The organism is Clostridium sp. Cult3, from assembly GCF_021655115.1.
Classification (GTDB): Bacteria; Bacillota; Clostridia; order Tissierellales; family Tepidimicrobiaceae; genus PPXY01.
In genome coordinates this window covers 61,138-72,641 of record NZ_PPXY01000001.1, presented here as the reverse complement: position 1 = coordinate 72,641, position 11,504 = coordinate 61,138, and the positions used below count along the sequence as shown (strand labels likewise).

Here is an 11,504-nt window from a genome sequence, read left to right as displayed (position 1 = left end):
CCAGATTATATTGTGCGTGCTACAGCATTTGCTGCTCTTGTAGCTTCTAGTACTTTCTCGCCTCTGAAACTATCTCCAATATTGTATATTTCCCCTGCGATCCTTTCTTTTTGGGCATCATAGAATAGTTGATTTCTAGGCTTGTTTCCAATAGCCATTACAAATAGATCTGCTTCGATGATCTTTTCAACTTCCTCTTTCTTTAGTTTTGGTGCTAGAGGATTTTTAATATTTTCAGGGAGGATAGGATGCCATGTTAGATATGGATCTGGTACTGTTTCCGATACATTTTGAATAACCTTAACTGCATTATCTTCAAATTTAATCACTTTTGTACAGTTTAATAGTTCTACTCCGGCTTTTTCCATATAATATATTAGATGTCCTCTATTGGCTGTACACACATGGTTCATGAAATATTTTTCCATTTCTACAACGGTTACATCCAGCCCATGTTCGTATTTAAGCCAATAGGCGGTTTCACATCCTACTACTCCTCCGCCGATAACGATTGCTTTCTTTGCATTTTCAATCATATGGGGATTTTGTAGTAGCTCTGTTGCCTCAACTACATTGGCCTTTTCCATGTTTTCAAAGGGGGGAATGATTTCTTCACTACCAGTGGCAAAGATTATAGCATCAAATTTTTGTTCTTTTAGCCAAGGAATAGTAGCCTCAGTATTTGGAAGATATTTAAAGTTTTCAAGATTTGTAGCCTGTTCTACTTGTCTTTCTAAGTATTTTCTGTAATTATCTAGATCGTATTTTATCTTAGGTACACCACCTGGTATTATTTTTCCACCAATACTATTGGTTTTTTCCACTAATACTACATTATGACCTCTTTTAGCTGCAATTATTGCTGCTGTAACTCCTGCTGGACCAGCACCTATGACTCCTATTTTCTTGATTTCATTAGCTGGGACTGGGTCTAGGGACATAGAATATTCAAAACTAGTTCTAGGATTAACTGCACACTGAGGATGCCCTCCTTCTACAAACTCATTGATACAGCCTTCTTGACATCCAATACAAGGGGTGATATCTTCTATATCTCCTCTATATACCTTGTTTGGCCAATAGGGGTCAGCTAATAGAGGCCTTCCAAGCATTACCATATCGCATTTTCCATCTCTAAGAGCCTGTTCAGATAAATCAGGATATCCTAGTTTTCCAACTGCAACTATGGGAACTTCTTTTCCTGCATTGGAAAGGATTCCTCGTTCTTTAAAATAATCCTTAACAAGCTTTGATACCTCTAGGAAACATCCAGGGGGCATTCCTGCTGGTGGATGAGGTAACCACCAATTATCATAGCAACCTAGATCTACATCAAATATATCCACGCCTTCTTTAACTAAGTTTTCCATATAATCTAAGGTCATCTCTATTGTTCTTCCGTCTTTAAATTTTCTCAAGGATTTGTTGTCCATCTTGTCCCCATAGGTTTCGTTTAGAGCTAAGCTCAAATCTATCCTGTACATTATAGGATAATCTGGACCTACTCGATCTCGAATTTCTCTAACCATATCCAGTCCAAAGGCTTGCCAATCCGAATACCTACCTGTTTTTCTTCTGTTGAAGGCTGGGTTGGTCAACTGTTCTAAAAGATAACCTTCATGACCATGCAAATATACTCCATCTATATTTGCAGCTTTCGCATCGGCAGATGCCTGTCCTGCATTTTTAATAATCTTTTTAAGTTGTCTATCGCTTAATGGGGAACTAGGAATTTCAGGAATGTAAAAGTTAGGATTCCAGGAAGCTGATTTGGGAAGTTTTTTTAAGGTCAACAAGCATTGAGGATTTCCGACTCTGCCAAGACCTGGTGTCAACTGGATGAATATCTTAGCGCCATAATTGTGTACTCCAGCAGCTAAATCTCTCCATCCTGCAAAAACTGATCTGGATCGATCAATTCGTGGGAAATAGCTAAGTTCGCCTGGCTCTACAACAGTAGGATCTATCCCTTGACTGATGGGAATCAAACCAGTAGTTATTAGGCCAACTCCGCCTTTTGCCCGTTCAACAAAATAATCAATCATTTGATCGTTTGGCCTTCCAGTTTCATCACACATAGAAATATTACCCATAGGTGCCATTACGATACGATTCTTAACCTTGATCCGGTTAATATCGATGGGTTTAAAGATGAAATCATAAGGATATAAATCCTTGGTCATCTTTCCTGAATTCAGATAGTCATCATCATTAAACCAATTGCCATAGCCATCGATTAACTCTGTAATCATCTTATCAGTTTTCATGATAACCCTCCTTTTTCCCGAACATTGTTCGGTTTGTTAATATTGTATCATATTTTTCCTATTACTTCAATCTATTATAATAATTATATTAATAATATGCTATAATATTATTCTAAAGTAATTTTTAAGGAGGATTAGGATGACAATACCCAAGGAGTCGTACTCTACAAAAAATAAGATACTGGATGCAGCAAAAAAACTAGCCTTTGAAGAGGATTTCGATAGTTTAACAATACGTGATATTTGTAAAGAAGCACAAATTTCGGTAGGTGCTTTTTATTATCACTTTTCATCGAAGGAAGAGATGATCAATGAATCCTTTCTGCTATATGATCACGATTTGGAATTGAGGATAGATGAATATGATGAATCCGATCCTATTGGTTCACTGAAAAAAGTATTACTTGATCAGACTGAATATGTCTCAAGTTTTCCACATAAACTTGTAGTTGAATACTATAAAACCCTATTGACTTCTTCAACTAAGGGTGCTCTCAATCACGATAGAACCTATTATAAGACTGTTTCTCACTTCGTAGCTCTTGCCATTGATCGCGAGGAGTTTTCCCCTGATTATACGGAGGAATATCTGAGCAATTACTTCATAAAACACATCCGTGGAAACTTAATACATTGGTGCATGTACCCTAATCAAATGGATATAGTAGCACAAACTTCCTATGAGTTAGACCAATTGATATATCTATTTTCACCCAAATCAACCCCCTAGGGGGTTGAAAATGCGAAAGTTAGTAAGTTAGTGCCGGGGGTGAATATTTAAAGCAGTTGAACGGATTGGTATGAGGATAGGCTACAGCCGGGCTTGGTCATGGTCATTAGCCTAATAGGGAAACAGAAAGGGGGCCAGCCTGTGGATAGTAATTTAGTAATTCAGCTTGTAAATGAATATGGTGATCAATTGTACAGATATGCCTATCATATGACTAGGGATGAAGAAGATGCTCAGGATATTATTCAAGAGGTATTTTTGAAAGTGCTAAGATTAAAAAGATTAGATGGAATTGAAAACATATCAGCTTATTTATATAGTATCACCTATAATTGTACAGTGGATTTTATAAAGAGTAAAAATAGGAGAAGATTTATCAAGTTATTCTCCCATGGAACTTAAAAGTCTGCAGAAGAAGAATATTTAGATGAAAATGTTAATTCGATTATTAAAGAAGCTTTAAATCAGCTTAGTTATGAGGATAGAACTGTATTCTTACTGAGGACCTTAGAGGACATGGAGTATTCAACTATCTCATCTATAATGAATATTAAAGAGGCCACCTTGCGAAAAAAGTACGAAAGATCAAGGAAAAAAATAAGAAAATATCTTCAGGATAAGGAGGCTTTTAAGTCTGAAACTAGAGAAGAGTATATCGAAAGACTAAGGAAAAAAGCAGAAAAAGAAGACAGTAGATTTGCCTATGAACCTTGTAAGATGTTAGATGAGGTGAGTATTCTAACGCTACAATATTCTGATGAAAACAATAATATATTTGAACTATCCATCCAGAACCTAGATGATTTAGGATATAAGGAAACTTCTAGTGAGTTTGATCCAGATAATATCAAGGAATTAAAAGTTGGCTCAATAGATGTAATCCTAGAACAAAACCCTTATGCAAATGCTCGTTTTGTAATAGATAATAATAGATACTATCTATATTCTCTAAGCAGAGGCTCTGAGGAGGATGTAATCAAGTTAATAGAGGCATTAGATAATACCCTATAGTATAATTCAGTGGGACAGAAGAACCATCTCTGTCCCACTATTCATATGTGCCGAATACTCCGTTCTTCTCTAGATTTTTTCTAGCTCTTTTGGTTTTTACGTCTAAGGCGTAGGTTAGAGTTCCCTTTTCTTTCATCTGTTTTGGCAAGTTTGTCTTAGCTCTATCCTTGTCCATAGCTACTGCAAACAGAGGATGTCTTCCTATGAAATCCAGTATTTCTTCATCTGAATAGTCCCTATCCTCTATATTCAGTATGATATTTTTATATTTTCTTGATGCCAAAGGATGGTATTGGCTAAATTCATATACTTCTGGTATTATTCTATCCGTTAAGCCGTATTTGCCTACTATCTTTGTGAATATTTCCGTGTTGTTTTCCTTTGCTCTGGCTACTATATAAAAGCCTTTATTTTCTACTAGCCATTTAACCAGTTCTTCAAAGGGAAGATCTTCTCCTACTATTATATTCCCATCCTTGTCCAATTTTAGATCTATGGTCATAGTCCTATATCCATCTTTAAAGGATTTGTCTATATCCTCTAGACTACTGTCTGTCTCCTTGATGGTCTTGTCTACTAATATTTCCGTTGATACCAGTTTGTTTAGGTTTATTTCTCCATGACCTTCTACTAGCTCCTTCAACAGATCCGTCTTCAGTATGAAATCCGATTTGTTTATCTCCTCTATAGCCTTTTCATAGTATGGTCTATATTCCCTTACATCTACTTCCTCCCTAGTATCTAATCGGAAGGCTCTACTGTTTTCAAATATACCATCTCTAGACATATCCAGTAGTATTTCGTCATTTATTACAGAGCCCTTTAATGCATAGGTTTGGGGTGCTACCAAGCTTTCTTCTTCATTGTTTACTATATCCTTTCCAAACATAAGGCCCTTTTCGTTTTGATAGCCCATTATATTCAATATGGTAGGCATAAAGTCCAATTGACTACCTACTTTGGATATGGTTTCATTTACCTCTTCCCCTGGTATATGGATGATCAAGGGAATGTTCATCATCTCATCTAGATCGTAGGTATGCCCTAAATAGTCTGTCATTATCTGTTGAGGTTCTTTGTTCACACTGGTTATGGCAAAGTGATCTCCATATAGGGCGATTACCGTGTCTTCATATAGGCCTTCTTCTTTTAATGCTTCAAAGAATTGGCCCAATGCCTTATCAGCATAGTGGATAGATTGTAGATAGTCCCCTAATATAGTATCTTGGTGTTCTTCTCGTATATCTAAGCTTTTGTATTCATCTGGCATCTTAAAGGGATTGTGACTAGTCAAGCTGATGACGAAGGCATAAAAAGGATCTTCGTCTACACTGTCCAATTCTTTTAAGTAGTCCATAGACTGTTTATAGAATTCCTCGTCGGTTATTCCAAAGCCTATGGTTTCTACTAAATCAAAATCCTCTTGAGATACAAAACGTTCAAATCCTTGGTTTACATAGGCCTTCTCCCTATTCCAAAACTCCTTTTCATATCCGTGAAATGCCCAAGCCGTGTATCCATTGTCCCTAAGGATCCAAGGAAGTCCATAGAAGGTATTTCCTTCATATTGGGAATAGGTTGGTTCATCCATGGAAGGATATAGGGAGTTGTTAGATACAAATTCTGCATCGGAAGTGTTTCCTCTACCTATTAGCTGATAATATCTATCGAAATATATACTTCCCTGTTCTTCTATCAGTTTATTTAAATTTGGAGTTATCTCCTGGCCATCATAGTAGTGATTTATTACGAAGTTCTGCAATGCTTCTACTTGGATTACGATTAGGTTTTTTCCCTTTCCTAGACCAGTGTATTTTCCTTCTTTTAAATGGGTTCTATCCATTAACTCCTCTAGATCTTCCTGGGTAAATAGCCCTACTCCTTCAGCTATTTCCTCTTCACCGGATATGGATTTTTTAATATCCTTAGCATGATAGGTAAACAGCTCTTGATTGGTTACTGGTCCAAACAGTTCTACACTGCTTAAAAAGGACAGAACCCCTACCAATACTAAGGCAATGACTCCTGGTACTCCCCATCTAATATATCTATTGTATTGTTTGTTTTCTCTTTTAATCTTGGCTTTTTTCCATTTGGAATATACCATCAACAAAGGTATATCCATCAGAAATAATAAATTGGTAAAGGTAAATATGGATTTGACACTATCCCCTACTGCCGCTACCTGGTTCAGCTGTTTTAGCATTTTTATGGAAGGTAGAGCATTGAAATAGGTATAGTACATAGCATCTGCAAACATAACTGCTGATACGGTATTGTAAAAAGCAAAAGCCAATGTCTGTTTCTTCTTGTTTTTACTAAAGTATATCCAAGTAAAGCAAAATAGTATGATCAACGCACTTATAGAAAATATGATAAATCTATTGTATTTTACCTTGGTTACATACATAAATAATACTGTTTTTAGAATTAATAGTATGGTTAGTAACATTAACAATCCTCCAATTGTTTCAAGTTTGTGGGACGCCGAGAACCGTCCCCGCTGTCCCATTATTCTATATAGATATTTACATCTAGTCTTTTTAGCTCCTTAGACAAGGAGGTTCTGGCTAGTTTCTCGTCCATTATTACTCCGTATAGGGTATTTCTTTTTAAGAAATCTAGTATGTCCTCATTAGTATACTCTGTGTCTACTATATTTAGTATTATATTTTTAAAGGCCTTGTTGGATAGTTTAATATGGTGTTCAAAATCCTTCATCTCTGCTATAAATCTATCCTTTAGCTCTGGATATTGGTCTTTTACCTTAAGGAATATGGATTCATCTGATTCCTTGCTCCTAAGGAGTATATGGGTATCCTTATGGCCTTCTACCCAATGGACCAGCTCCTCTAAGGTATCCTGATCTTCCCTATACTGGCCTAGTACTTGTTGACATTCTTCAAAGGTGCCTTCTATTATAGGTCTTTTATATACCCCATCGTCTATTAGTACTTTTTCCTTGTCTGGATACCATTCTATATCCACTGCCAATAGCCTGTAACCTTCTTCGTATAACTCATCTAGTTTTTCCAAAGGTTCATGATCTAGATATCCTATCTGTTCATAATCTGGAATATCCGATGCCATTAGATCGCTAATATCTATTTCTCCTTCATTTTCTAGAAGTAGCTTTATCAAATCCTTTTTCAATACATAGTTGGATTTATTTATATCGGATATAATCCTTTCGTACTTTTCCCTAAAAGGAGCTACGTCTATATTTTTCTTAGTCTTTTTATCCTTTGCAGTACAGTTTTCAAATATGCCATCCCTAGACATACAGAATATTACATCATCGTCTATGAAGGAACCTTTTAATACATAGGTTTGAGGGGCTACATAATTTTCCCCTTTATAGTTTAGCAGATCCCTGCCAAACATTATTCCTTTATCGTTTTTATATCCCATGATATTCAATATAGTAGGCAAAAAGTCCAGTTGACTGCCAATATTGGATACGGTCTCCTTTATGTCCTCTCCTGGTACATGGATTATCAAGGGGATTTTAAACATCTCATCTATATCATAAGGATGGTCTAAAAAGTCCGTCATCAACTCTATACCTGAATCGTTAAGGCCTGTTATGGCAAAATGGTCTCCATATAAGGCTAGGACCGTGTCTTCGTATAGGCCCTCCTCCTTTAATGCTTCGAAGAACTGACCAAGGGCCTTATCTGCATAGTGGATGGATTGAAGATAGTCTCCTAATATGGTATCCTCGTGCTCTTCCCGTATATTTAAGCTCTTGTATTCATCAGGCATCTTAAAGGGAGTATGGCTTGTTAAGGTAATCATAAAGGCATGAAATGGATTGTTGTCTATGCTATCCAGCTCCTTTAGATAGTCCATACTCTGCTTGAAAAATTCTTCATCGGTAATACCAAAACCGACGGATTCCACTACATGGAAGTCTTCTTCCGATATAAATCTTTGGAAACCTTGATTAGGATAGGCTCTTTCCCTATTCCAAAATTCCTTCTTATATCCATGAAACACCCAGGAAGTGTATCCATTTTCCCTTAGTATCCATGGCAATCCATAAAAGGTGTTTCCATCATATTGTTTATAGGTAGGGTCTTCCATAGAAGGATATAGGGAGTTGTTGGATACAAATTCTGCATCTGCTGTATTCCCTCTACCTATTTGCTGATAGTAGTTGTCAAAATATATACTACTATTATCCTTTATCAACTTGTTTAAATTTGGAGTTAGCTCTTGTCCATCATAGAATCTATTTAAAGGGAAGTCCTGAAGGGCCTCCACCTGAAGAACTATCAGGTTTTTTCCCTTGCCTATTCCTGTGTGCTTTCCTTCTTTAAGGCTCGTCCTTTCCCTTAGTTCTTCCAAATCCTCTTGAGTAAATATACCTCTACCTTCTACCATATCTTCTTTTACTAGAGCATCTTTAATATCCTTAACATGGTAACTATATAGCTCTTGATTCGTAACCGGTAGTATCAGATCGTTGGAAATTAAATAGCTAAATATAATCACCAATACTAGGGCAATTCCCCCAGGAACTCCCCATCTCACAGGTTTATCATAAGTTTTGTTTTCCTCTGCTAGTTTAATCCTCTTCTTCTTGGAATATATTTTAAGAAAGGGTATGTCCAATAAAAATAACAAATTTCTAAAAGACAATAACGCAGCTACACTATCTCCTACAGCGGTTACTTCACTTAACTGTTTCAGCATGGTTACCGAAGGCAATGAGTTAAAATAGCTGTAATACATCACATCAGCAAACATAAATGCGGATATGGTATTATAAAAGGAAAAGGCTATAGTCTGCTTTTTCTTGTGATTGCTAAAATATATCAATGTAAAAAAGAATAGAGTTATTAAGGTACTGATTAGTAATATAATAGGTCTATTGTACCTAATATCAGTTATATGCATAAATAATAGGATTTTTAGAATTAATAATATTGAAAGTAGCATGTTGTTTTCCCCCGTTTTGGGACAGATAAAACCATTCCTGCTGCCCCATCTTTGTTTAAATTAACATCTTATATATTAATAATCTACACCAATATGGATTTCCGTGCAAGTTTTTGACCTCAAAACATAGGTTTCTTATATTGGAAAAAGTACAAAATAGTAGTATAATAGTAAGGCAAACGCCTAGGGGCCTATATCCCTAGATATTAAACTAAGAAAGGAGTTAAGGTATGAGATTTCGTACAAAAGATTTAGTGACAGCAGCGGTATTGTTGGCTTTAGGGATTATACTTCCCACTATAATACATATGAGTGGAATCAATGGGGCTATCTTTCTACCTATGCATATTCCAGTTTTAATTGCTGGATTGACTGTAGGCCCAGCCTTAGGATTTACAGTTGGTATTATTTCTCCTATTATTAATCATATGCTAACGGGTATGCCACCAGTTCCAATTTTTTGGATAATGATAGTGGAGTTAGGATTATATGGACTTATATCTGGATTCCTATATAGAAAAATAAAGATGACCCTATGCCCATCCTTGATAATAAGCATGATAATCGGTCGATTAGGAGGGGCTTTAATGGTACTTTTGTTGGGAAAGGGCTTTGGATTGCCTATGCCCCCTATGGATATATACATCAAAGGTATAACCTTAACAGCCTTACCCGGAATAATAATCCAACTTATATTTATTCCCATGATAGTTAGAGCCTATGAAAAAGATAGGGATACTATCTGGTAGAAAATAGATCCTTCATCTGGTTCCACCGAATCAAGTGAAGGATCTATTTTATTTTGGCGAACTCAATATTTGTATTCGGCTATTGCTTTTCTCAATTGGATTTGTTTTCTGAATAGCTGCCTAAATATCATATCCCTTTTGAAGTCGGGAATATTGGTATAGGCCAAATCAAAATACTTATAAGGCCCAAAATTATAGGCTTTCATTATGTTTCCTGAAACATCAATATCTTGGTCTTCAAATAATACCTTTACTTTTATCGTTTCTTCATAGGGTATGCCTTTGGCTATATCCCCATAAATAGCAAAAGACAATGCATCGCCACCAATTCTCATTATCTCTATGGGGACCTTTTTATTACTTACGGGATGATATAATATACCCTCTAAGTTCCAGATCAAATTGAAAGTATTTGATGAAGGTATTAGTTGTAGATTGGATATATAAAATGTATTGTCTTCGAAATCCTCAACCTTTGCTTCAAAATGTTGGAGACTATTTAAGCCCTTTACTACCATCTCTACATCTACAGCCTTGGATAGTTCTATACCTTCCACCTTGGATTCTTCCAAAGGTTTAAATATATAGATATTTTCCAGCTTTACCAATGTACCTTCAATAATTAGAATATCCTCTTTAGAACTGATTATTAAGGAGCTTAAACCAATGGGATTGTAAAGGGTTTCTTTCAGCTGTTTCGCAGCCTTAGTCAGCTTTTCTGCCATAATATCTACCAACTCTGGATGAAATTGAACGCCCTTATTCTTATAAAGTTCGCTGATTACTGCGTTTAAAGGCATTGCCTTTTTATAAGCTCTATTGGAAAGCATAGCATCTATTGCATCGGAAATTCCTATTATATAGCTATAAAAAGGGACTTCATCTCCCTTTAAACCATCGGGATAACCCTTACCATCATAGCACTCATGATGGTGTCTAACTATTTTAGGTATATCCCTTAATTTGGGGATATGGCCTAATAGATGTTTAGAGATGATATAGCTATCTATGGGATGGTTCTTTATTATTTTATATTCTTCTTCTGTCAGTTTACCAGGTTTGTTTAATATATTATAGTCTATCATGGTTTTACCTACATCGTGCAATAATCCAGCTAGGTATAGCTTATCCAATTCTTCATGGCTTAGTCCTAGCTCCATGCCAATTTCCTTACACCAATTGGCTACATTGTAGCTATGATTAGGAAGAAAATGGTCTTTATGTTTTAATATCTCCGTTAATACATTAATCATACCCATTGCATTAGATAGCTGTTCATACTCTACTAAAGATAAATTAAGTAGTTTAGATATACCGGATATCTGCTCATTTAAACCATCATCTTCCAATAGCAGTTCTGATGGAAAGCTTTTGTCTTCATAAGAAGCCAAGTATATACAGCCTATTAAAGTCATGGTATTGCCTCGAGGATTGAATATTGGAATAAATACTTCGGATTTGACTTCTTCTATTAGGAAACATCTATCCCCTGTGTGGCGATTTTGTACTATACTTTTATTATTCACTAATTCGTTTAGTTTGTTCTTAGAGTTTTTTTGAAAAAATATCATATTCGGTAATATTTCCTTAGAAAAATTTGCATCTCTTGTATATATGCTTTTAGTGATAGCTATATTTCTACATTCATTAAATATGACAGATGCGCATATATCGTAATCCAATACTTGGCTAATCCTTTTTTGCCTTTTTTCTAATTCCTTCTCTACCGTATTGGATTGACATTTGATCCACCTACTAGAGTTAAATTCTAGTTGAACTGACAAAAAATCTCCTCCCTATGAA

8 protein-coding genes are annotated in these 11,504 nt (G+C 35.8%); 4 read left to right on the top strand and 4 right to left on the bottom strand.

Translation table 11 applies throughout. The annotated features are described in order from the left end of the window. Positions 1-5: 5 nt before the first annotated feature. A complete protein-coding gene (locus tag C3E88_RS00360) occupies positions 6-2,267 on the bottom strand; it encodes an NAD(P)/FAD-dependent oxidoreductase (protein WP_236908060.1) in 2,262 nt (753 codons plus the stop codon). Positions 2,268-2,406: 139 nt separating this feature from the next. On the opposite strand from C3E88_RS00360, the gene C3E88_RS00355 reads away from it, so the two are divergent. From C3E88_RS00355 to C3E88_RS12380, 3 genes are all read left to right on the top strand, one after another. Beyond that, positions 2,407-2,997 carry a TetR/AcrR family transcriptional regulator gene (locus C3E88_RS00355; protein ID WP_236908059.1) on the top strand — a complete coding sequence of 197 codons (591 nt, stop codon included), beginning with the start codon at positions 2,407-2,409 and terminating at the stop codon, positions 2,995-2,997. Between the two features lie 141 nt (positions 2,998-3,138). Then, positions 3,139-3,399: an RNA polymerase sigma factor gene (locus C3E88_RS00350; protein ID WP_236908058.1), complete on the top strand. Its 261-nt coding sequence runs from the start codon at positions 3,139-3,141 to the stop codon at positions 3,397-3,399. Between the two features lie 42 nt (positions 3,400-3,441). After that, positions 3,442-4,008, top strand: a complete 567-nt coding sequence (locus tag C3E88_RS12380; protein WP_336513043.1) for a sigma factor-like helix-turn-helix DNA-binding protein — start codon at positions 3,442-3,444, stop codon at positions 4,006-4,008. Positions 4,009-4,045: 37 nt separating this feature from the next. Here C3E88_RS12380 and C3E88_RS00340 read toward each other — a convergent pair whose 3' ends face one another. Together C3E88_RS00340 and C3E88_RS00335 are read right to left on the bottom strand one after the other, a co-directional pair. After that, on the bottom strand, positions 4,046-6,460 hold the full coding sequence (locus C3E88_RS00340) for a sulfatase-like hydrolase/transferase (RefSeq protein WP_236908057.1): 2,415 nt from the start codon (positions 6,458-6,460) through the stop codon (positions 4,046-4,048). Between the two features lie 59 nt (positions 6,461-6,519). Then, on the bottom strand, positions 6,520-8,952 hold the full coding sequence (locus C3E88_RS00335) for a sulfatase-like hydrolase/transferase (protein ID WP_236908056.1): 2,433 nt from the start codon (positions 8,950-8,952) through the stop codon (positions 6,520-6,522). Positions 8,953-9,182: 230 nt separating this feature from the next. On the opposite strand from C3E88_RS00335, the gene C3E88_RS00330 reads away from it, so the two are divergent. Next, entirely contained in the window at positions 9,183-9,701 is a 519-nt protein-coding gene (locus tag C3E88_RS00330; RefSeq protein WP_236908055.1) for an ECF transporter S component, read from the top strand. A 62-nt stretch (positions 9,702-9,763) separates the two neighbouring features. Here C3E88_RS00330 and C3E88_RS00325 read toward each other — a convergent pair whose 3' ends face one another. After that, entirely contained in the window at positions 9,764-11,485 is a 1,722-nt protein-coding gene (locus tag C3E88_RS00325; RefSeq protein ID WP_236908054.1) for an HD-GYP domain-containing protein, read from the bottom strand. Between the last annotated feature and the right edge of the window lie 19 nt (positions 11,486-11,504).

Coding starts and splice junctions, on each gene's coding strand:
- C3E88_RS00335 (WP_236908056.1), bottom strand. CDS start 8,952: ATGCTACTTTCAATATTATTAATTCTAAAAATCCTATTATTTATGCAT.
- C3E88_RS00355 (WP_236908059.1), top strand. CDS start 2,407: ATGACAATACCCAAGGAGTCGTACTCTACAAAAAATAAGATACTGGAT.
- C3E88_RS00330 (WP_236908055.1), top strand. CDS start 9,183: ATGAGATTTCGTACAAAAGATTTAGTGACAGCAGCGGTATTGTTGGCT.
- C3E88_RS00340 (WP_236908057.1), bottom strand. CDS start 6,460: ATGTTACTAACCATACTATTAATTCTAAAAACAGTATTATTTATGTAT.
- C3E88_RS00360 (WP_236908060.1), bottom strand. CDS start 2,267: ATGAAAACTGATAAGATGATTACAGAGTTAATCGATGGCTATGGCAAT.